At 71.9% G+C, this 20,173-nt stretch carries 19 protein-coding genes; 11 read left to right on the top strand and 8 right to left on the bottom strand.

What is annotated here, in order from left to right; translation table 11 throughout:
• Window positions 1-8: 8 nt before the first annotated feature.
• The 4 genes from EDD30_RS02560 (at window position 9) to EDD30_RS02545 (ending at window position 3,438) form a co-directional block, all read left to right on the top strand.
• On the top strand, window positions 9-791 hold the full coding sequence (locus EDD30_RS02560) for an SAM-dependent methyltransferase (RefSeq protein WP_071802922.1): 783 nt from the start codon (window positions 9-11) through the stop codon (window positions 789-791).
• 53 nt (window positions 792-844) lie between these two features.
• Window positions 845-2,284 carry a nitroreductase family protein gene (locus EDD30_RS02555; protein ID WP_084556066.1) on the top strand — a complete coding sequence of 480 codons (1,440 nt, stop codon included), beginning with the start codon at window positions 845-847 and terminating at the stop codon, window positions 2,282-2,284.
• 119 nt (window positions 2,285-2,403) lie between these two features.
• Window positions 2,404-2,829, top strand: a complete 426-nt coding sequence (locus EDD30_RS02550) for a DUF6188 family protein (protein WP_143162532.1) — start codon at window positions 2,404-2,406, stop codon at window positions 2,827-2,829.
• 60 nt (window positions 2,830-2,889) lie between these two features.
• Window positions 2,890-3,438: a YciI family protein gene (locus EDD30_RS02545; protein WP_071802920.1), complete on the top strand. Its 549-nt coding sequence runs from the start codon at window positions 2,890-2,892 to the stop codon at window positions 3,436-3,438.
• Window positions 3,439-3,486: 48 nt separating this feature from the next.
• Here EDD30_RS02545 and EDD30_RS02540 read toward each other — a convergent pair whose 3' ends face one another.
• Together EDD30_RS02540 and EDD30_RS02535 are read right to left on the bottom strand one after the other, a co-directional pair.
• On the bottom strand, window positions 3,487-3,996 hold the full coding sequence (locus EDD30_RS02540) for a GNAT family N-acetyltransferase (protein WP_071802919.1): 510 nt from the start codon (window positions 3,994-3,996) through the stop codon (window positions 3,487-3,489).
• Window positions 3,997-4,127: 131 nt separating this feature from the next.
• Entirely contained in the window at window positions 4,128-5,690 is a 1,563-nt protein-coding gene (locus EDD30_RS02535; protein WP_071802918.1) for an alpha/beta fold hydrolase, read from the bottom strand.
• A 206-nt stretch (window positions 5,691-5,896) separates the two neighbouring features.
• On the opposite strand from EDD30_RS02535, the gene EDD30_RS02530 reads away from it, so the two are divergent.
• The 3 genes from EDD30_RS02530 to EDD30_RS02520 all read left to right on the top strand — a co-directional run bounded on the left by EDD30_RS02530 (window position 5,897) and on the right by EDD30_RS02520 (window position 8,708).
• Complete coding sequence (locus EDD30_RS02530; RefSeq protein WP_071802917.1) at window positions 5,897-6,625, top strand: hypothetical protein; 729 nt, start codon at window positions 5,897-5,899, stop codon at window positions 6,623-6,625.
• A 17-nt stretch (window positions 6,626-6,642) separates the two neighbouring features.
• A complete protein-coding gene (locus EDD30_RS02525) occupies window positions 6,643-8,004 on the top strand; it encodes a copper amine oxidase (protein ID WP_084556065.1) in 1,362 nt (453 codons plus the stop codon).
• A 77-nt stretch (window positions 8,005-8,081) separates the two neighbouring features.
• Entirely contained in the window at window positions 8,082-8,708 is a 627-nt protein-coding gene (locus EDD30_RS02520; protein ID WP_071802916.1) for a DUF305 domain-containing protein, read from the top strand.
• 4 nt (window positions 8,709-8,712) lie between these two features.
• Here EDD30_RS02520 and EDD30_RS02515 read toward each other — a convergent pair whose 3' ends face one another.
• Together EDD30_RS02515 and EDD30_RS02510 are read right to left on the bottom strand one after the other, a co-directional pair.
• Complete coding sequence (locus EDD30_RS02515; RefSeq protein WP_071802915.1) at window positions 8,713-9,819, bottom strand: acyltransferase family protein; 1,107 nt, start codon at window positions 9,817-9,819, stop codon at window positions 8,713-8,715.
• A gap of 49 nt (window positions 9,820-9,868) precedes the next feature.
• A complete protein-coding gene (locus EDD30_RS02510) occupies window positions 9,869-12,094 on the bottom strand; it encodes a putative bifunctional diguanylate cyclase/phosphodiesterase (RefSeq protein ID WP_071802914.1) in 2,226 nt (741 codons plus the stop codon).
• Window positions 12,095-12,228: 134 nt separating this feature from the next.
• Here EDD30_RS02510 and EDD30_RS02505 point away from each other — a divergent pair, with 134 nt between their 5' ends.
• A complete protein-coding gene (locus EDD30_RS02505) occupies window positions 12,229-13,098 on the top strand; it encodes an SGNH/GDSL hydrolase family protein (protein WP_244945080.1) in 870 nt (289 codons plus the stop codon).
• Window positions 13,099-13,105: 7 nt separating this feature from the next.
• Here the strand turns inward: EDD30_RS02505 and EDD30_RS02500 are convergent, their stop codons facing one another.
• Together EDD30_RS02500 and EDD30_RS38690 are read right to left on the bottom strand one after the other, a co-directional pair.
• Window positions 13,106-14,218, bottom strand: a complete 1,113-nt coding sequence (locus EDD30_RS02500; RefSeq protein WP_071802913.1) for a sugar ABC transporter substrate-binding protein — start codon at window positions 14,216-14,218, stop codon at window positions 13,106-13,108.
• A 130-nt stretch (window positions 14,219-14,348) separates the two neighbouring features.
• Window positions 14,349-15,383 (bottom strand): SemiSWEET transporter, encoded by a 1,035-nt coding sequence (locus tag EDD30_RS38690; RefSeq protein ID WP_170208243.1) that lies wholly within the window; start codon window positions 15,381-15,383, stop codon window positions 14,349-14,351.
• 159 nt (window positions 15,384-15,542) lie between these two features.
• Here EDD30_RS38690 and add point away from each other — a divergent pair, with 159 nt between their 5' ends.
• Together add and fliQ are read left to right on the top strand one after the other, a co-directional pair.
• Window positions 15,543-16,508: an adenosine deaminase gene (gene add / locus EDD30_RS02485; protein WP_071807982.1), complete on the top strand. Its 966-nt coding sequence runs from the start codon at window positions 15,543-15,545 to the stop codon at window positions 16,506-16,508.
• 62 nt (window positions 16,509-16,570) lie between these two features.
• Window positions 16,571-16,843, top strand: a complete 273-nt coding sequence (fliQ, locus tag EDD30_RS02480; protein WP_071809420.1) for a flagellar biosynthesis protein FliQ — start codon at window positions 16,571-16,573, stop codon at window positions 16,841-16,843.
• Window positions 16,844-16,905: 62 nt separating this feature from the next.
• Here the strand turns inward: fliQ and EDD30_RS02475 are convergent, their stop codons facing one another.
• Both EDD30_RS02475 and EDD30_RS02470 read right to left on the bottom strand, forming a co-directional pair.
• A complete protein-coding gene (locus EDD30_RS02475) occupies window positions 16,906-18,183 on the bottom strand; it encodes a hypothetical protein (protein WP_071806181.1) in 1,278 nt (425 codons plus the stop codon).
• A 41-nt stretch (window positions 18,184-18,224) separates the two neighbouring features.
• On the bottom strand, window positions 18,225-18,980 hold the full coding sequence (locus tag EDD30_RS02470) for an alpha/beta fold hydrolase (RefSeq protein ID WP_071806182.1): 756 nt from the start codon (window positions 18,978-18,980) through the stop codon (window positions 18,225-18,227).
• Window positions 18,981-19,116: 136 nt separating this feature from the next.
• Here EDD30_RS02470 and EDD30_RS02465 point away from each other — a divergent pair, with 136 nt between their 5' ends.
• Window positions 19,117-20,172 (top strand): diguanylate cyclase domain-containing protein, encoded by a 1,056-nt coding sequence (locus EDD30_RS02465; protein ID WP_071806183.1) that lies wholly within the window; start codon window positions 19,117-19,119, stop codon window positions 20,170-20,172.
• Window position 20,173: the final 1 nt, after the last annotated feature.

The raw sequence follows: 20,173 nt of genomic DNA, 5'->3' as shown, positions 1-20,173 counted from the left end.
TCCTCGGCATGGCGAACGCCGACACCGACCCCGCGCACCGGCCGAGCAGCGCCCGCATCTACGACGCCCTGCTCGGCGGCAACCACAACTTCGCCGCCGACCGGGAGGCCGCCCAGCATCTTCTCGCCGCGATACCCGGCGCCGGCGAAATGGCCCGGGCCAACCGGGCGTTCCTGCACCGGGCGGTGCGGTTCCTGCTCGACCGCGGCATCCGCCAGTTCCTCGACATCGGCAGCGGCATCCCGACCGTCGGCAACGTCCACGAGGTCGCCCAGCGCCGCGCCCCGGACGCCCGCGTCGTGTACGTGGACATCGACCCCGTCGCGGTGGCCCACAGCAACGACATCCTCAAGGACAACCCGTCGGCGGTGGCGGTCCAGGCCGACATGCGCTTCCCCGAGGCGGTCCTCGAGCATCCCAGCGTGCGGGCGCTGCTCGACCTCGACCAGCCGGTCGGGTTGCTGCTCGTCGCCGTGCTGCACTTCGTGCCGGACGACGACGCCTACGCCGCGGTCGCCCGGCTGCGTGCCGCCCTGCCCGCCGGCTCCTACATCGTCATCTCCCACGGCGTGTTGGAGATCGTGGAGGACGCGGCCACCGAGCAGGTGACCGCCCTGTACCGTCGCACCGACGTCTCCGCCGCCCACGGCCGCACCCGCGCCCAGATCCTGCGCTTCTTCGGCGACGCGGCTCTCGTGCCGCCCGGCCTGGTCTGGGTGCACGAGTGGCCGGACGGCGGCGACGGCGAGCCGCACGGCATGGCGGTCGTGGCCGCGGTGGGCCAGGTGTAGGACCGCGGGGTCCACTTCGGAAAATCGGTTTCGGCGCCTGGCAGAGTGATGGGGTGAATCTCCATGAGGGCGCCGGCCTGCTGCACCGGCTCACGTCGTACGTGCCGGAGCGCGAGTGGGACGTCCCCGTAGACGACCCCCGGGTGCGCCATGACCTCGTCCCGAACGACCCCGACACGCTGCCGCCGCCGATGAAGACGTACCCGGACGGGCTCGAGGTGCTGGCCCTGCCGCGTGAGCTGCCCGACCCGGGGGTGAGCGCCACCGCGGTCCTGGCCGGTGTCGCGTCCCCCGCCCTGCCGCTGGACGCCGCGCAGTTGGGCCGGGTGCTCTTCCTCGGCGCCGGCGTCGTCCGCACCGGCGAGCGCAACGGCCGCCGCACCCTGTACCGGGCCGCCGGATCGGCCGGCGCCCGATTCCCGCTCGAGGTCTACGTCAGCGCCCGCGGCGTGACCGGCGTCCCCGACGCGGTGTACTGGTACGACGCGGCGCGGCACGCCCTCGTGCGGATCGCACCCGCCGCCGCAGGCACGGTGTCCACCCTGATCGTGACGGGGGTGCCCTGGCGAACCGGCTGGCGCTACGCCGAACGCGGCTGGCGGCACCTGTACTGGGACGCCGGGACGCTGCTGGCTCAGCTCTCCGCCGCGGCCGAGAGCGCCGGTCTCGCGCCGCGGCTGCGCTCGCTGTTCCCGGACGCGGTGGTGCGGACCCTGGTCGGTGCGGACGGTGTCCACGAATACCCGCTGGCGCTGCTCTCGCTCGGCGCCGGCGAGCCGGCGATCGAACCCCGCGGCGCGGCGGTTCCGGGCGAGCTGCCCGAGGTCGAGCTGCCGCTGTGCACCGCGGCGCAGCGCAGCGGCGAACGGGACACCGTGGGCGACCCCTGGCCGGACGCCCCGGCGCTGTCGGAGGTGCCGCCGTCCCCCTCGCTCGACGAGGCCATCCGCCGGCGCGGCTCACAGCGGCGGATGGACCGATCCCGGACGCTCCCGCCCGAACTGCTGAGCTGGCCACTGGAGGCGGCCCTGCGCGGGGTGCAGGTGCCGCACTGGGTGGCCGTGCACGGCGTCGACGGCGTGACGCCCGGGCTGTACCGGTGGCCGGACCTGGCGCAGCCGAAGCGGGCCGCGGAGCTGCGCGACGAGCTGCTGTACGTCTGCCTGGACCAGGGACTGGCCGCCGAGGCCGCGTACGTCGTGATCGCGGCCACGCCGCTCGCGGGCCTCGACGACCGGGGCTACCGCGACGCCCAGTTGGCGGCCGGGCTGGTCGAGGGACGGCTGCATCTGGCCGCGTACGCCCTGGGCGCCGGCGCCACCGGGATGACCTTCCTCGACTCGGCGGTGCCGGACCTGCTCGGCGAGCCGGACGACCTGGCGGCGCTGCTGTTCACCTGCGTGGGCGTCCCGGAATACCGCTCCCGGCCCGGCGGGAGACCGGGCGCGCCCGTGGAGATCCGCCCGGTCACTCCCCGCCTGGGCGACTCCTGACGCCGCCACCGGTTCACGAACACCTCGGTCGCCTTTAAGGCTCCCTTATGAAAGGCGAGGCTACGGTCCTGCCTGTCACTGCTCCCGACGAGCCGATCGAGGTCCTCATGTTGACAGTCATGGTCGCCGACAGAGACGCCGAACGACGTCCGCGGCAGGCACGGTCGATCAACCCGCTGGTCGGACGGAAGCTGGAGTACGTACGGCTCGGCCACGCCATCGTCCTGAGCTTCACCGGCGGCGCTCAGGTGTGGATCGAAACCGTCGCCCACCTCCACGGGCCGGACGGCGGGGTGGAGGTCGATCCGGGCGAGAGTTCGTCGGATGTTGTCGCGACGCTGCTCGGCCACGTCGTCCGGGCGGCACGGACGCACGACGACGGAGGGCTGCTGCTCACCTTCGCCGGCGGGTCGCAGCTCTCGGTCGGCGCCGACCCCGACGTCGAGTCCTGGGCGATCACCGGCCCCGACGGCGTCCTCATGGTGTGCCTGGCCCGGGGCGAACTGGCCGTGTGGGGCGACGTGACGCCATCCCGGCGGCAGTGAACGGCCTCCCACGTCCAGACCGGTGAGATCATGTCGGCACGCCGGTGTCAGACTGCCGGCATGGAGTTCCTGTGCTACCACCGCGACCGGCCTGGCTCCGTGGCGCTGCGTCACGAGCTCCTGGAAGACCATTGGGCCTACATGGACCGGTACGAGGCGGAGATGATCGCCCGCGGTCCGACGTTCGCCGCCGGCGGCGACACGCCCACCGGCAGCCTGCACATCGTCGACCTGCCCGATCCCGCCGCCGCCCGCGCGTTCGCCTTCGATGAGCCCAACTACCGGGCCGGCGTGTACCGGGACGTGCTGCTGCGCCGGTGGCGCAACCTGCTGGGCCGGACCATGTGGGACTTCCCCGGAGGCCGGACGGGTGGCAACCGGTATCTGGTGCTCGGCTTCGGCGCGGGCCGGGCGGCCGACCTCGCCCTGCCGCCCGACCGGGATGAGCTGATCGCGTACGGGCCGCTGTTGTCCGACGACGGTGCGGTGTGGGTAGGCACGGCGCTGCTGGTTCGAGCGCCGCACCCGGACAAGGCACGCGCTGTCCTGGCTCAGGACCGATACGCCGACGTAGAGGTGCATGAGTGGGCATTCGGCGGGCGGGGATAGGCCCTCGCACGTGCCTTCTCTCCGCCTGGACGGATGGAACGCACTCGATTACCGGGTGTGCCCGCTGGTGCGGACCATGCGGATCTCGCGTACCCCGTCCTCGATCTGGGCCGTTCCATCGGCGACGAAGCCGTGCTTGCGGTAGAAGGCCTGTGCGCGGGGGTTCGGGTCGGCCACCCACAATGCCGCCGGCTCGCCGGGGTCGACGACCGCCTCCAGCAGCGCCTGCCCGGCACCCGTGCCGTGGTCGGCCGCATACACATAGAGCACGTACAACTGCCTCGCCCACGCCGCCGCGGCGTCCAGGGGCGGGCCTGACATGGCGACACCGACCAGCTCGCCGTCGCGCTCGGCGACAGCCGCGCGGTTCTCGTGATAGCGCTCGTCGGTCAGCGCGGCAGTCCAGAATCGCTCCCGTGCCGCCGGCAGGCCCGGATCGTCGAGGAGTGCATCCGGCATGAGCCCGCGGTAGGTCTCCTGCCAGCACCGGACGTGCACGCGCGCCATCTCTGCGGCGTCCTCGGCCCGGGCACGGCGCACCGCCAGCGAGGAACCCACCGCCGCATGGTAGTGCGGTGGATCGCCGCCGCGCCGGGCATTCCGGAATCGTCGCGGACGACGGGCGAGCCGGCCGTCGTGTGACCTGGCGCCTCAGCACCGCCGCATCCGGCGGTGCTGAGGCGACGGCCTTACCGCAGGGGCAGGTCCAGCCAGGAGGGTCCGGCGAGCGTCAGCGGCGCGCCGCGGGTGTTGGCGTCGAAGTAAAGCGGATCCTTGGTGTCCACCACGAGGGCTACTTGATGCCCGGCCGGTATGTCGTACGCCGTCATCGGCAGCGACAGATCCACGGAGAACGGTCGCGTGGCACCGTGCCAACTGGTGGGCGCATGGGTGATCAGCCGGCCCACGCCCAGCGGGTCGAGGTCGTAGAGGTACGCGATGACGGTGCCGTCCGGCCGTTGCGGGTCGATGCCCAGGTGCATGCGGGCGATGCCGCGAATCGATGCCGCGGTGGCCTGCCGGTCGGACACCCACACGCCGGCGTGACTGCGGTTGACGCTCGGCAGCCACACCAGCGGCGGAATTCCGGTCAACTGCTCCAGTCCGTTGCTGACCAGGGCGATGCCGCCGTTCGCGGTGGTGTCGATGCCGGACGCCATGCGGTGGGACCACTCGGAACCGGTCGCCGGGCCGAGGGTTCCGGTCTTGTCCCATCCCTGGGGCCTGCCGAGTTCCTGCCGCTTCACCTCGCCGGCGATCGTGCCGATGCCGGCGTAGGACTCCACGGCGCCGGAACCGTGCGGGCGCAGCACCACCGACGGTTCACCGTCAACGCCGTTGTCCAGGTCCCGCAGGTGGTGGTCCAGCCACCTGTGCAGGCTGGTCCAGACGTGGTTGGGCACGCCGAGCAGGCCGGAGATCTCGACCGTGGCATGGTCGCCGGGGGCCAGTTCCAGGCGCCGGGGTGTCCTGAGGTTGTCGAACAGGTCCACCATCTGGTTGACCGGGAAGATGCTGTCGCCGTAGGCGTGCACGATCATGACGGCCGGGTTGTTGGCGTTCAGTTCGTCGATGCTGTAGCGGACGGATCGGCCCCGGGCCCACTGCTCCCGGTAGTCGTCGTTGCGGCCGGCCCAGTAGTCGTCGAGGATCTGGTTCATCTCGTCCGACGGGCGCCCCACGAGGTTCGCGACGGACTGCAGGAAGAAGGCCGCTTGCGGCCGGCGTGTCTCCTCGCCGGACATCGACTCGGCCATGTCGGCCCAGCCGCTCATCGAGGCGACTGCCCGCAGGCGCTTGTCGTGGGCCGCGGCCAGCAAACTGATGCCGCCGCCGTAGGAGAGCCCGGCGATGCCGATCCGCTCCGGGTCGACGGCGGTGTGGGAGATCAGCCAGTCGACGGCGGTCGACGCGTCGGCGATGTCCGGCGGTCCGGCGACCTCGATCTCTCCGCCGGAGAACCAGAACCCCCGTGCGGTGTAGGAGAGGACGACATATCCGCTTTCGGCCAACTTCTCGGCCTGTGCCAGATATTGGAAGTCGTTGAGTCCCCAGCTTGCGACGAAGATGACTCCCGGGTGGCGGCCGGGTGCCGCCGGGGCGATGACGTTGGACTTCAGCGTGATGCCGTCGGCGGCGGTGATGTCGTTCCAGTGGAAGCCGGTGGTGGCTGCGGCGGCCTCTGCACGGGTGAAGGGGGCCGCGGTGAGTGCAATGAGGAGCACGGCCATGGCGGCGACGATCCGACGCATAGACGAACCTCGATTCGTAGGGGATTACCGAAAGGTAACTTAGGTTCGCCATTCGGACAAGTGCGCCCCTCCCACGAGCCCGGTTGCGCAGCGTGTGATCGACGGAGGTCCGTGCTTCGACATTCATGATCATCGGACTTACCTCGTCCTTACGCATCGACGGGCATTCTCACGGCGAACCGCTGACGAGGGGGAGGAATCCGACAGTGGGGCGTTATCGAAAATGGGCCTGGGGACTGGGCGTCGCGACCGTGACCGCCGTGTCCGCCTTCGGCGTGGCCTCGTGGCAGGCGAACGCCGCGCCACCGCCCACGCCGCCGACCGTGGCAGGGGAGCAGCCGGGGGTGACCGACCCGAACCCGGGACCGGTGCCCGCGACGGGAATCGGCAGTGACGCGCTGACCGCCGGGGAGGTGGACAAGGCCCGCAAGGTGGCGGTGACGCCGCAGTTGGCCTCGGCTGCCGAGGACGTGACCGGTGCCAAGGGTCCCGAATACCTGTCGGCGACCATCGTCGCCGAGGGCGCCACTCGCCGGGCCGAGCTGTACTACTACGACTACAAGGCCGAGAAGGTGATCAAGCAGGTCGTCGACCTGCCCAGCGGCACGCTGGCCGGCTCCTACTCGGCCGCCGGCGTGCAGCCGCCGGCCTCGAAGCGCGAGGCCGCCACCGGCCTCGAGCTGCTGCTGGCGAACCCGCTCGCGGCCGACCTGAAGAGCGCCTACCAGAAGGCCACCGGCAGGCAGTTCGCGGGCAAGGACGACGTCACCGTCACCGCGCACGTCTACAAGGCGAAGCCCGCCGACTCCCGCAACAAGCAGTGCGGCCAGAGCCGCTGCCTGCAGCTCGTCGTGGAGACCAAGGACGGGCTCTTCATCGACGTGAACCACCTCATCATCGATCTCTCCGGGCGCACGGTCGCCCGCCTGGCGTAGACGGAGAACCGGTCAGCATGATGTTCCGAACAACAGCCGGCGCCGCCGCGCTGGTGACCATCGCCTCGTTGGGCCTCGCGGCGACGCCCGCGGCCGCGAAGGCGCCGCCTCCTCCCGCGCAGTGCGCGGCGTCCTCGACGGTCAAGGAGACCCTGCCGAACGGCACCACCTGGCAGCTCTGCTGGCGGATCGAGGCGCAGTCCGGGCTGGTCCTGGAGAAGGTCTTCGTCTCCTCCAAGCGTTACCCGCAGCCGATGCAGGTGCTGGACTCGATCCGGCTCGCGCAGCTCAACGTGCCCTACGACTCGGGCGAGACCGAGTACAACGACATCACCGAGTACGGGTTCGGCGGCGGATACCTGCGAACCCTCGCCGGCGACGACTGCAAGGGCGGCTCGGCCCGCGAGGGCTTCGACGGTGGCGCCGAACCGCAGCGGCGCAAGGTGCTCTGCGTCAGCGCGGAGGCCGGCGGGCTGGCCTACCGGCTGAACGACTACGAGGGCGGGCAGGAGAAGACGTACTCGAAGGAGGGCCACGACCTGGTGCTGCGGACGGTCGCCAAGGTCGGCTGGTACGAGTACATGACCGAGTACCGCCTGCACGACGACGGTCAGATCTCGGCCCGCCTGGGTGCCACCGGCGACCTGTCGCCCGGCGACTATGTCAACGCCGACCAGGGCTGGCCGATCGGCAAGGGCGCCCGCGACTTCTCGGCGATGCACTACCACAGCGCCTTCTGGCGGGTGGACATGAACATCGACGGCAAGGGCGGCGAGAAGGTCGAGCAGTTCGACACCAAGCTCGACGGCCGGGGCTCGATCGCCGCGAAGCTGAAGACCACCAAGACGGCGATCGCCAAGGAGGGCAGCTTCAGCAAGGTGAACCGCCGCTGGTGGCGGCTGGCGAGCCCGACCAGCAAGAACAAGGACCAGCATCTGCGCTCGTACGAGCTGGTCACCGGCGCCGACGACCGGTACGAGGCGCACCCGGAGACCACGCCGGATGTCACGTTCACCGAGAACAACCCCTGCGAGAAGTACGCCACCGGCAACAACGACCCGCAGTGCGCCTCCAAGAAGACCATTCTGGACTTCGCCAAGGACAAGCAGAACCTCAAGGACCCCGTGATGTGGGTGCGGGTGGGCTTCCACCACGTCCCGCGTGACGAGGACCAGAGCCCGATGCCCCTGCACTGGCAGGGCTTCGACCTGGTGCCGCGGGACTTCACCGAGATGAACCCGCTCACCCCGGACGCGCGCGGCAACGTCAACGGGCAGCCCGGCGGCGAGCAGCCCGGCGGTGGGCAGCCCAGCAGTGGGCCCCCCAGCGGCGGACCCCCCAGCGGCGGACCCCCCAGCGGCGGGCCATCCGGCAACTGATCACCCGGCAACTGATCACCTGGTCCGGCCCGGTCACCACGACCGGGCCGGGCCGCACCCCGCAGGAGGAAACCCGCGTGGCTCCACGCCGCCTCGCCGCCGCTCTCGTGCTGGCGGCCACCGCCCTCGTCGTGCTGGCTTTCACTGTCTTCGGCGGCGCGAAGGAAGACGCGGCACCCGCGGCGGCCCGCCCGGTCGCCGCCGTCTCGGTCGCCCCGCCGACGGGCGCCGACCTGAACTACGCGCTCATGATGGTCGTCCACCACGAGCAGGCGGTCCGGATGAGCCGCGCGCTGGTCGCCAAGCCCGGCGTGCCGGAGCGGGTACGGCTGATCGCCGACTTCATCGCCCACGACCAGCAGCGCGAGATCGACGAGACGAACGCCTGGCTGACCGCGTGGGGCCACGAGCCGGCCAAGGCGCACAAGCACGGTGCCGCCCCGGGAACCCACGGCATGCTCACGGAGGCTCAGTTGCGCGGGCTGGACGCCGCGACCACCGAGCAGGCCACGCCGATGTTCCTGCGCCTCATGATCGAGCACCACACCGGGGCCATCACGGCGTCCCGGTCGCTGCTCGACGGCGGCGGCCGCAACGTCTACATCCACGGCCTGGCCAAGCACGTCATCAACGAGCAGTCCGCCGAGAACGACGCCATGCGCGCCCTGCTGCCCACCGGCGGCGCAGCGGCCGAGGCCGGCTGAGCCCTCAGCGCGGCAGCGGCCGGGTGAGGTGCCGGCGCAGCAGCCGGGCGGCCGGGCGTTCGGCGTACCGATGGAGGAGCCAGGCGGCGACCGTCACGACGGCGACCACCGTCGCCAGGACCGCATAACGCGGCAGGAACGGGTGCAGGGCCGCGATGAGCGTCCATCCGATGTACTCGTGCAGCAGGTACAGCGGATACGTCAGCGCGCCCGCCACGGTGAGCCAGCGTCCCCGGACACGGGAGAGCCGTCCCGTCGCCGCGATCGCCATCACCGCGAAGATGGCGGCGACCACGATCAGCGCCGGCAGGACCGGCAGGGGGCGGCCGAGCACGTCACGGGCCACGTGCCGGAGCTGCTCGGTCACCTGGTGCTGGGCCATGAGGAAGGCGGCACCGGCGAGCGCCCACAGCGCCGCGTGCCCACCGCAGCGGTGGACGAGGTACAGCGCGATCCCGGCGACGAAGTACGGCGCGTGCTCCGGCATGATCAGCACGTTCAGCGCCGGTACGCCCATCTGTCCGGCCAGGGCGGCCGCGACCAGCCAGCCGTAGCCGAAGAGCGTCGCGGTGCGCACGCTCAGTCCGCGCCAGACCAGAAGCGCGAACAGCAGGTAGAAGCGGGCCTCCACCCACAGTGTCCAGTACACGGCGTCCACCGACCGGGCGCCCATCGGCACCTGCAGCATCGTCAGGTTGACCAGCAGGGCACGGGCGCCGACCGGCTCGCGGACGAGCGGCCACAGGCTCAGCACCGCGAAGGTGAGCAGCGCCGCCACCCAGTACGCCGGGTACAGCCGGATCACCCGGGACCGCAGGAACTCGCCCGGCGTCCGGTCCCAGGCGCTGAGGCAGATCACGAAGCCGCTGATCACGAAGAACAACTGGACGCCCAGCCAGCCGTACGACGCCGGGAGGTACAGCCACGGGAACACCCGGTCCGCGGCGGAGCCCCACGGCGGCACGGCGCCCCGGTCGTACGCGATGAAGTGGTAGCCGACGACCATGAGCGCGGCGACGAGCCGCAGCCCATCGAGCGCCTCGATCCGGTGGCGGGGCCGCGGTGCGGTGGCGGCGGTCCGGCGTTGCAGAGGGGTCACGAGAACGGCCATGAAGGGCACAACCGGCGGCCGGCGCCGGCGGCAACGGCCGCGACGGGGTTCAGACAGCGGCGAGGACCGTGCTCCGGCGCAGCATCGCGTCGAAGTCCGGGGCGGGCAGCGGCCTGCTGAACAGGTAGCCCTGGATCGCCGGGCAGTCGGCGGCCCGCAGCGCCTGCCAGTCCGCCTCCGCGTCGACTCCCTCGGCCACGGCCGTCATGCCCAGCGAGCGGGCCAGCCACAGCACCGCCGAGATGATCGAGGACTTGCGGACGTCGTCGGCCAGGCCGGCGACGAACGAGCGGTCCAGCTTCACCACGTCCGCCGGTACGGACTGCAGCCAGGTCAGCGAGCTGTAGCCGGTGCCGAAGTCGTCCAGGGCGATCCGTACGCCCAGGGCCTTGATCGCGCCCAGCCGCTCCTGCAGGTCGACCGAGGTGGCCAGCAGCGCGGTCTCGGTGATCTCCAGGACCAGCCGGTGCGGCGCCAGCGTCGGCACGCGGGCCAGCAGGCCGGCGAGCATCGGTACGAAGCCGGGCTCGGAGAGCTGCCGGGGGCTCACGTTGACCGACACGTACCCGAGCTCGTCCTGCCACAGCAGAAGATGCCGCAGCGCCGAGGTCAGGACGTGCTCGCCGAGCGGCACGACCAGGCCGGTCTCCTCGGCGGCGGTGATGAAGTGCCCGGGCGCGAGGATCTCGCCCTCTGGCGTACGCATCCGCACCAGCGCCTCGGCGCCCAGGATCCGTCCGTCGGCGGCGGCGACGATGGGCTGGAACCACACCGGCAGGGTGGCGTCGCGGTCGCCGTCGAGCGCCTGCCGGAGCCGGGCCTCGGCGAGGAGGCGCTCGCGGACGCTGACGCGCATCCGGTCGTTGAAGACCTCGAGGCGGTTGCCGCCGGCGCGCTTGGCCGCGTACATGGCGGTGTCGGCGGCCAGGACGCCCTGCCCGGCCCGCCCGGCGCCCTGGACCACGGCCAGGCCGATGCTGGCGGCGAGCTGCAGGCGGCCGTCGGCGACGGTGAGCGGCTCGGCGACGGCGGCCAGGACGGCCTCGCCGATCCGGACGCCGGCCTCGAGCGGCGCGGGCACGGCGACCACGAACTCGTCGCCGCCGAGCCGGGCCACCAGGGCGTTCTCGGGTACGCACCGCTCGATCCGGACGCCGAGGGCACGCAGCACCTCGTCGCCGCAGGAGTGCCCGGCACCGTCGTTGATCGACTTGAACCGGTCGACGTCGAGGTAGAGCACGCAGACCGGTTCCGGGTGATCGGCGAGCAGTGCCGCCACGTCGTCCTCGAACGCCGAGCGCGAGAGCAGACCGGTCAGGGAGTCGTGGCGTACCTGGTGGCGCAGCTCCGCCTCGTGCTCGCGGGCGCGGGTCACGTCGATGCAGTGCACGAACAGCAGCCGTAGCCGGCCCTGCGGGTCGCGCAGGGCGGTACTGTGGATCTCCACCCAGATGAGCGCGCCGTCGGTGGCGTGCTGGAACTGCCGGGTCACGGTGACCGGCTCGATCGCCTCGGTCAACTGCTCGAACAGCGTGAGGTTGTCGCTGTCGACGGCCCGTAGCGGCAGGTCGGGCACCGCAAGCCCGGCCGGCAGGTCGTCGGGCAGGCCCAGCCAGTTCCGGTACGCCGCGTTGGTGCGCAGCAGCCGCCCGTCCGGCGCCAGCATCGCCATGGGCGTCGGCGTCTCGTCGAACGCGAGGCTGAGCTGCGCCTGGCTGTCGTCCAGGCTCTCCTGGGCGCGGCGTTCCTCGGCCTCGGTGAGCCGCCACGCGATGACCTGGAACGCGGCGGCGCACAGCACCGCCACGCCGTGCAGGACCGCCCAGAGCAACGGGTGCGCGTACGCGCTGTCGTGGTCGTACGTGCGGTGGCTGACGACCGCGCCGAACACCGCGTGGTGCAGCGTGGTGAAGGTCAGGAAGACGCCGAACGGTGCCCAGTCGCGGTACAGGGCCAGCGCGGCGACGGCGATGAAGAACGTGAAGTGCGACTCGGTGAGCCCCTGCGACATCGCCACGAACCCGCCGCAGGCGATGGTGAACCCGAGCGCCACGAAGATCGAGGGCAGCCGCCGCGGCGGCAGGACGACCGCCAGGACGACGCAAGGCAGGACCAGCAGGACGCTGACCAGCCAGGACTGGTCCAGGCCGGTGCCCAGCGCCCCGAAGCCGGTGAGCGCCACCACGCAGGCGGCGAGCAGCGACGTGAGCAGCCGGTGCCGGCGTGCCCAGTCCTCGTCCCGCAGACCGCCTCCGGTGGGGATCCAACTGCTCATCACCCTCGGAAGATCGGGTACGGGGACGACGGTCTGAGCCTTTGCCGGTGCCGGGCGGCTGTGACCCGGCCGACCGAGAAATGAACAGCGTTCACTGCTATTGCCGATGGCTTAGAGTGCAGGTGTTCTTACCCTTGGCGATCAATCGGGAGGGCACGGTGCAGCATTCCCGGTACGTTCTCGTCCTGGCCCTGCTCGGCGTGTTCGCGCTGGCCTGCGAGGCGGGGGCGGACGCCGGTCCCGCACCCACCGGCAAGCCGCGGCCCGCCCGGCCGTCGTCGATGGCGGCGCTGGGCGACTCCATCACGGCGGGTACGGCGAGCTGTGCCGTCTACGTCGGCTGCAGCCGCAACTCCTGGTCCACCGGGTCGGCGGAGGCGGTGGACAGCCACTACCGGAGGCTGCTGGAAACGGACCCCGCGCTCAAGGGCCGGGCCCGGAATTTCGCCGTGCCCGGCGCCCAGGCGGCGGACCTGCCCGCGCAGGCCGCCTCCGCGGTGGACGCCGGATCGGCGTACGTGACGATCCTGATCGGTGCCAACGACGTCTGCGCCGGCGGTGTGGACGACATGACCTCGGTGCGCACCTTCCGGTCGCACGTCGACAAGGCCTTCGGGCGGCTGAAGCGCGGTCTGCCGGAGTCGCGGATCCTCGTGGCCAGCATTCCGGACGTGTACCGGCTGTGGGAACTGGGCCACGACGACGCGAAGGCGGTCCAGGCCTGGCGGCGCGGCGTGTGCCCGGCCATGCTCGCGAACGCCACCTCGACGGCGGATGCGGACGACGACCGCCGGCGCCGGGTGGACGAGCGTATCGACGCCTACAACGATCAGCTCGCCCAGGCCTGCGAGGCCTATGGCCGGCGCTGTCGCTGGGACGGCGGTGCCGCGCACGGGGTGCGATTCTCGCTGGACCTGGTCAGCAAGGCGGACTACTTCCATCCGAACGTGGCCGGACAGAACCGCCTCGCCGACGTCACCTACCCGGGACGGATCACCTGGTGACGTGCCGCTACTTGATGCCGTTCTGCTCGCACAGCTTGGCGAAGCGGCCGGCGCAGAGCGTCTTCTTGGCGACGAAGCCGTCCTTGATGACGTCGCCCACGTTGTCCTTGAAGATGGCCTCCGGCTTACTCAGCACCGCCGGGACCGAGGCGCCCGACTCGGGGTCCTTGACCTGCTCGGTCACTTCCGCGGGCTGCCCCTTGAAGAGGTCGATCGCGAGCTTCGCCGCCTCGTCCGCCTCCTTCTTGATCGGCTTGTAGACCGTCATGCACTGGTCGCCGGCGAGGATGTTCTGCAGGCCCTCCACGGTGGCGTCCTGCCCGGTCACCGGCACCGTGCCGTTCATTCCGCGCTTGCGCAGCTCCTTGATCGCCGCGTTGCCGAGGCCGTCGTTGGCCGCCAGGACCCCGTCGATCTTGTTGTCGAACTGGTTGAGCATCTCGATGAAGATCGTGCGGCCGACCGCGTTGTCCCACCTGTCGACGGACTGGTCCGGGCCCTTGAGGTAGACGCCGTCGTCGTACTTCGGCTGCAGGACCGAGTCGTAGCCGTTCTTGAACAGGGTGGCGTTGTTGTCCTCCGGCGCGCCGTTGAGGTACGCGATGCGGGGCGGCGTCTTCCGCTTGCCGCCGGCCTTCAGGCACCGGACCAGGCCCTCGCCCTGCATCCGGCCGACGAGCTCGTTGTCGAAGCTCACGTAGTAGCTGGCGCCGCCGTTGACGGTGAGCCGGTCGTAGTCGATCGTCTTCACGCCGGCCGCGCGTGCCTTCTCGATTACGTACCTGCCGCTCTCCGGAGTGAGGTTCGCGATGATCAGCACGGTGGCGCCCTCGGCGATCATGCGGTCGCCGATGCGCTGGAAGTTCGCCGCGTCGCCCCGGGCGTTCTCGATCTCCACCGGCACGCTCGCGGCGTCGAAGGCGGCCTTGAGCAGCTTCGGGTCGTCGGTGCCCCAGCGCTGCGAGGTCGTCGTGTCGGGCAGGATCACGCCCACCTTGCCCGTGCCGTCGCCACCGCGCAGCTTGACCCCGACCTTCTTCTCGCCGTCGTCGGTGCAGGCGGTGAGACCACCCATGGTCACAAGCGCGGCCGTCACAAGGGCCACCAGGTTCCGGCGCACGTCTTCTCCTCGATGAGTGAAAAACGCGGCAAGATTACCAGTGCGGCAGACATGAAGCTTCATTCACGGATTGCCTTCGAGCCGGAAGTACCGCTCACCGCTGCACCTTTCGGCGCTCGCGTCGACCGCCTCAGCCGAGGACGGCCCCGGCGGCGGCGCGGGCCGGGACCCGGTCCTGGCCGTCCCTGGGCCGGCCGACCCGGACGAACCCCGGACGGGCCGGTCCGCTGACCGGGCGGGCCGAGCGCGCCACGGCCGACGCCGGGCGTACGGCCCGGGCCGCCGCCGGGCGCACGACCGTCGCCGGAGCGGTCCGGGGAAGCGCCGCGGTGACAGCCGCACCGCCGGCGGGACGCACGACCCGAGCCGTAGCCCGAGCCGCCCGGACGACCGGCGCCACGCCTCGGGCCGGGGCGGCGACCGGCGCCACGCTCCGGGCCGGGGCGGCGACCGGCGCCACGCCTCGGGCCGGGGCGGCGACCGGCGCCACGCCTCGGGCCGGGGCGGCGACCGGCGCCACGCCCACGGCGGCCGGGACCGGGCGGTTGGCGGGTAGCAGCACCCAGCAGACGATCAGCGCGCCGGCCAGGCCCGCCGTCGCCGACAGCCAGACGGCCGGCTGGGCGGTGGCGAGACCGTAGGTCATCCAGCAGGCGCAGGTGAACGCGGCCAGTCCCCAGCGCAGCGGGGAGAGTCCGCTGACGTCCTGCGTACGGTCGCGCAGCAGTGACAACGGCTGCGGGACGGCCGACAGGACGGCGGCCACGGCCAGCACCGCGCCGAGTACCACCGCGAGCTGGGCTGCCGTGACGTCGGTGAGGAGCGCGACCGCGGCGCTGCCCAGCGCGGCGGCCAGCACCGCCGCCGCGCCGGCGGCGCTCAGCACCAGCCGGCGCCCGCGACGCAGGTCGTCGTGACGCACCAGCAAGACGACGAGGACGGCGAGCCCGGCCGTGCCGGTCACCGTGTTGGTCACCACCTGCACGGCCTCGCCGGTCAGCAGCCCGTAGGAGACCCAGCCGGCCGGCATCGCCGCACCCATCCAACAGCTCGTCGCGTTCAGGCCGCCGGTGCGGCGCTGGACGCAGGAGCGCCAGACCTGGGGCCAGGGGAGGGTCATGGACAGTGCGGCGCCGAGCCAGCCGAGCATTGCGGTGGTGAACATGATCCGTTTCCGGTCGCGGTGGTCAGGAGCGGCCGCCGATCCGTCGCGGCCTTGCAGACCCATCGGCCCGCCGGCCCGCCGGCCTGACAAGATCGACTGGTGAGGGGAGACACGGACGGAAACCACCGTTTCGCACCCGACGACCGAGGAGGACGGGCGATGCTGCCCCTGATCGACCTGCACCGGCACCTGGAGGGGTCGATCCGCTCCAGCACGTTTCTCGACATCGCGCGGCGTGACGGGCACCCGTTCGCGAAGCTGGGCCGGCCCCGCGACGAGCTCGTGGCGCACGGGGCGATGGGCGGGCTGCTGCCGTACCTCGCGAAGGTGGACGACCGGATCGGGGTGATCGCCGGGCCCGACGACTGGCGGCGGGTGGCGCGGGAGGCCGTCGAGGACGCGTTCAACGACGGCCTCGACTACGTGGAGTTCCGGTTCAGCCCGTACTTCATCCGGCAGCAGACCGGCCTGGCACCCGAGGCGGTCGCCGACGCGGTCGCCGAGGGCGTCGCGGCCGGCTCGGAGGTCACCGGGCTGAAGGTCGGACTCATCGCCACGATCCTGCGCGACCTGGGCCCCGAGGCGGCCGTCGCGCAGGTGTCGACGTTCCTCACCCGCCGGGAGATGTTCTGCGGGGTGGATCTGGCCGGCAACGAGGCCGGGTACGCCGCGGACCTGTTCCGCCCCGCGTTCCGGGCGGTGCGCGACGCCGGGCTGCACATCACGGTGCACGCCGGGGAGGCCGCAGGCCCGGAGAGCGTCCGTGCCGCGGTGCGCGACCTGGGTGCCGAGCGCATCGGGCATGGCGTGCGCTCGGCGGAGGACCCCGCGCTGATGGCCGAGCTGGCCGCCGCCGGAGTCACCCTCGAGGTCGCCCTCACCAGCAACATCCAGACCGGTGCCGCACCCGGGTATCGCGAGCACCAGATCCACGCGCTGCTCGCGGCGGGCGTACCTGTCACCCTCAACACGGACAACCCCCGGGTCAGTGACGTCACTCTGTCCCAGGAGTACGCCCTCGCCCGCCATGCCACGGGACTGACCGACGAAAAGGTACGGACGGTCGCAGAGCAAGCCGTACGGGCCGCTTTCACCGACTTGAGAAATCCGGCGGCGCGAACCTGACTGCAACCGTGGTGCGACCGTTGTGCACTCGTCGGGGCGCCGTGGGGCCCGAAGAGGATGGCATGACGGACACGCAGATCGTTGAGCTGGGACTGCAGGCCATGACCATCGCGGCGAAGATGAGCGCGCCGACGCTGCTGACGGCGTTGCTGATCGGTTTCGCGATCTCGTTGTTCCAGTCGGTGACGCAGATCCAGGAGGCGACGCTGTCGTTCGTGCCGAAGGCGATCGCGGTGGGTGCGGCGATGCTGTTCTCGGGCAACTGGATGCTGCACGAGATGATGACGTACACGACGCAGCTCTTCGAGAAGCTTCCGACGCTGCTGATGTCCTGATCTGAGAACGTACGAGAAGGCCGCCCCGCTGCGTGCGAGGCGGCCTTTTTCGTGCTCTGCTCCTACGCCGCCGCGCCGGCCGCCCGCACCAGGGCGACCGTCTGGTCGACGGTAGCGGCGCGGTCCGCGGCGAACGCGTCGTCGATGACGACCAGGGGGTCGGACGGGTAGACCAGGGCGGAGATGTGCAGGTGGCCGCCGGGCACGCCGGTCGCACCCAGCTCCCGCCGCAGCCGGTTGGCGCGGTACATGCTCTCGTTCGACAGGTAGTTGCCGCCGCCGCCGGCCTGGGCCTGACCGCCCGGCGAGGGGCCGTTGCCGTGGCACTGCACCGGGCCGGACGGGCGGGTGCCCGCGGGCCACTCGCAGATGCGTGGGTTGAGGGTGGTCGGCCACGGGCCCGTCCCCGCGCCGGTCATCGCCTGGTGTGGCAGCGTCGTCTCGATGAACTCCGGGGTGGGCGACGGCTGCGGCCACCGCGGCGCCGGCGGGATGAGCTCCGCCTCGCCCTCGTTGTTGTTGTCCGGGAAGCCGCCTCGCCACGCGCCGGCCCACTGCTCGACGACCATGACCCCGCGGTTGCCCTGGCTGATCGTCATGATCAGATCGGCGGGCTCCCGGGCACCGGGGCTGAGATGCGGCCCGAACGCGTCCTCCACGATGCCGGCGTCGAAGCCGCTCCAGGTCACGGGCAGCACGACGGACCGCACCCGGACCGTCTCGTCACCGTCGCGGTAGGTCAGGCCGTCGAGTTGCAGCGCCGACGCGCCCGACGGGTTCGAGCGACGGATCTCCCCGTTGAGCTGGTACGGGTCGAAGCCGCTGACCAGCACGCGCCGCACCCCGTCGGAGAAGCTCGTGTGCGCCACCCCGCGGGCCGCGTACTCGTAGGTCCGCAGCAGGGCGGTGCGGTCCGCCTCGCCGAGCGGGAACCGCGGCCGCCACTGGCGGATGTCGCGGGTACCCATCAGGCGTGACCAGTAGAGCGGGCGGTCGTCGTACCGGTCGATGGTGCCCATCCTGATCCGGCCCTGCGCGCGGGCGACGGCGGTCTGCCACAGCCGCGTGCCGTGCTGCTCCAGCAGCCTGCGTGCGGACTCCGCGGACGACACGCGGCAGAGGTCGCGCTGCAGCGCCGCCACGTACGGGCCGAAGCCGCCCACGTCGACCAGGTGGTACGGCACCCGGGTCCCGCCCGGCGGCGCGGGCGTCTCGATGCGACTCTCCTCGTAGGTGACGGCGGCTCCGCGGTCGAGACAGGCCGGGGGAGCGGCGGCCGAGGCGGCCTGGGGCACGCTCAGCAACGTGGCGCAGACGGCGAGCACCGGCAACAGGCGCAACGGGAACCTGCCTTCCCGAACAGGGGCATCGACGTCCGTGACTATATCCGGTTCGCGAGAAAGTCGAGCAGCAGTTCGTTGACGACTTCAGGGCGTTCCAGGCTGGGAAGGTGCCCCGCCCAGTCCAGCTCCACGTGCCGCGACCCGGGCAGCCCGGCGGCCAGCCGCGTGGCGATCTCGCGGAAGTCGATCACGTCGTGGTCGCCCGAGACGATCAGGCTCGGCGCCGTGATCGCCGACAGGTCCACCGGGGTGCGGACCGCCGGGAACTCCTCCGTCGCCGCGAGCTGCACCTCGAAGGCGTGCCGCTGCATCAGCCGGACCCGGTCGCGGGTGGCGTCGTCGGCGTGCGGTCCCAGCCACGTCGCCACGTTCAGCTCGGTGGCGCCCGCGACGTCGCCCGCCTCGAGCAGCTCGTCCTCGCGGTCGCCGAACGCCCGCAGCTCCGCGCTCGGTTCGTGGTCCGCGACGGCGGTGCACAGCAGGGCCAGGGCGTGGACGCGGTCCGGCCGGCGGGCGGCCAGTTCCAGACACACGCGTCCGCCGCCCGACGCGCCGACCAGGGCCGCCGAATCGGCGCCGACCAGGTCCAGCAGGTCCAGGACGTCGCCGGCGTTGTCGTACGGCCGGTCGGGGACCGGGCTGTCGCCGTAGCCGCGCAGGTCGCACCGCACCACGCGGTATCCGGCCGCGGTGAGGGCGGGCACCTGCGGGTCCCACATGCGGCGGTCGACGACGGTGGAGTGTACGAACAGGACGGTGGACCCGGTGCCGGACACGTCATGAGAGATCGTCATGGGGTTGATCTTGCTACCCGAGGGCAAAGTGTGACATCGATTTCCTCGCGATCGCGGACATGCGGGCATCGGGGCCACCGGCTCGGCGACCGATGGACTACCGTCAGTCGATCAGGACGCCGCGGAGGGAGGCGCGATGGCCGCTGCCGACGCCCAGTTGCAGGCGCTGCGGACCTTGCACGCGGTCACCAAGCGGGTGCACGCCAGCCTGGACCTGACCCGTACGCTCGAGGCCGTGGCCTGCGGCGTCGTCGAGGCCGCCGGGTTCGGCCTGGCCGCGGTCAACCTCGCCGAGCCGAACGGCGACTACACCACCGTCGCCGTGGCCGGCAGCGACGACCTGCGCCGCGACCTCCTCGGCGTCCGGGGCTCGGCGGAGAACTGGCAGGAGCTGTTCCGGCGTTCCGAGCGCTGGGGCGCGCTGTACTTCGTGGACCACCGCACCGGCGTGCCGGAGAGCCTCTACAGCTGGACCCCGCCGATCGAGGAGACCGACGACCCGGACGGGTGGCACCCGAAGGACTGCCTGTTCGCCCCGCTGATGGCGCCCTCGGGGGAATGGGTCGGGGTACTCAGCGTCGATCTGCCCGAGGGGCTGCGCAAGCCCGGTCCCGAGCAGCAGGAGATCCTGGCCCTGTTCGCCGAGCACGCGGCGATCGCGATCCAACACGCCCGGCTGCATTCGGCGCTGGAGCAGAGCCGGGCCGAGGCCCAGCACGCCGCCACCCACGACAGCCTGACCGGTCTGGCCAACCGCAGTCTGCTGAAGACCCGCGCGGACGCGATCGGCCGGTGGCCCGGCACCCAGGTCGGGGTGCTCGTGGTCGACCTGGACGGCTTCAAGCGGGTCAACGACGCCGACGGGCACGAGGCCGGCGACGAGGTGCTCCGGGTGGTCGCCGGCCGGCTGCGGCGGCACCTGCGCGGCGACGAGGTGATCGCGCGTACCGGCGGGGACGAGTTCGTGGCCGTGCTCACCGGCACCGACCTGGCCGCCACCATCGCCGGGACGGCCGAGCGCCTGCGGGCGGCGATCGCCGAGCCCATCCCCGCGGGCGCCGGGGTGCACCGCGTCGGTGCCAGCGTGGGCTGGGCGCTCGGCGCGGCCGGCGACGACGTCCAGACCCTGATCGCCCGGGCCGACGCGGCCATGTACCGGCGCAAGCGGCGCTCCGGCGCGGCGGTGCCATGAT

Origin of the sequence: Couchioplanes caeruleus (genome assembly GCF_003751945.1) — a bacterium.
In the GTDB taxonomy this organism is placed as follows: Bacteria; Actinomycetota; Actinomycetes; order Mycobacteriales; family Micromonosporaceae; genus Actinoplanes; species Actinoplanes caeruleus.
Note: the sequence above shows the minus strand (reverse complement) of the source record. Positions and strands in the feature narration are given on the sequence as shown.

Excerpts from the sequence above, each read along its gene's own strand:
- EDD30_RS02560 (WP_071802922.1), top strand. The coding sequence starts at position 9 with ATGGCGAACGCCGACACCGACCCCGCGCACCGGCCGAGCAGCGCCCGC.
- EDD30_RS02550 (WP_143162532.1), top strand. The coding sequence starts at position 2,404 with ATGGTCGCCGACAGAGACGCCGAACGACGTCCGCGGCAGGCACGGTCG.
- EDD30_RS02545 (WP_071802920.1), top strand. The coding sequence starts at position 2,890 with ATGGAGTTCCTGTGCTACCACCGCGACCGGCCTGGCTCCGTGGCGCTG.
- EDD30_RS02535 (WP_071802918.1), bottom strand. The coding sequence starts at position 5,690 with ATGCGTCGGATCGTCGCCGCCATGGCCGTGCTCCTCATTGCACTCACC.
- EDD30_RS02525 (WP_084556065.1), top strand. The coding sequence starts at position 6,643 with ATGATGTTCCGAACAACAGCCGGCGCCGCCGCGCTGGTGACCATCGCC.
- EDD30_RS02515 (WP_071802915.1), bottom strand. The coding sequence starts at position 9,819 with ATGGCCGTTCTCGTGACCCCTCTGCAACGCCGGACCGCCGCCACCGCA.
- EDD30_RS02510 (WP_071802914.1), bottom strand. The coding sequence starts at position 12,094 with ATGAGCAGTTGGATCCCCACCGGAGGCGGTCTGCGGGACGAGGACTGG.
- EDD30_RS38690 (WP_170208243.1), bottom strand. The coding sequence starts at position 15,383 with ATGTTCACCACCGCAATGCTCGGCTGGCTCGGCGCCGCACTGTCCATG.
- add (WP_071807982.1), top strand. The coding sequence starts at position 15,543 with ATGCTGCCCCTGATCGACCTGCACCGGCACCTGGAGGGGTCGATCCGC.
- fliQ (WP_071809420.1), top strand. The coding sequence starts at position 16,571 with ATGACGGACACGCAGATCGTTGAGCTGGGACTGCAGGCCATGACCATC.
- EDD30_RS02470 (WP_071806182.1), bottom strand. The coding sequence starts at position 18,980 with ATGACGATCTCTCATGACGTGTCCGGCACCGGGTCCACCGTCCTGTTC.
- EDD30_RS02465 (WP_071806183.1), top strand. The coding sequence starts at position 19,117 with ATGGCCGCTGCCGACGCCCAGTTGCAGGCGCTGCGGACCTTGCACGCG.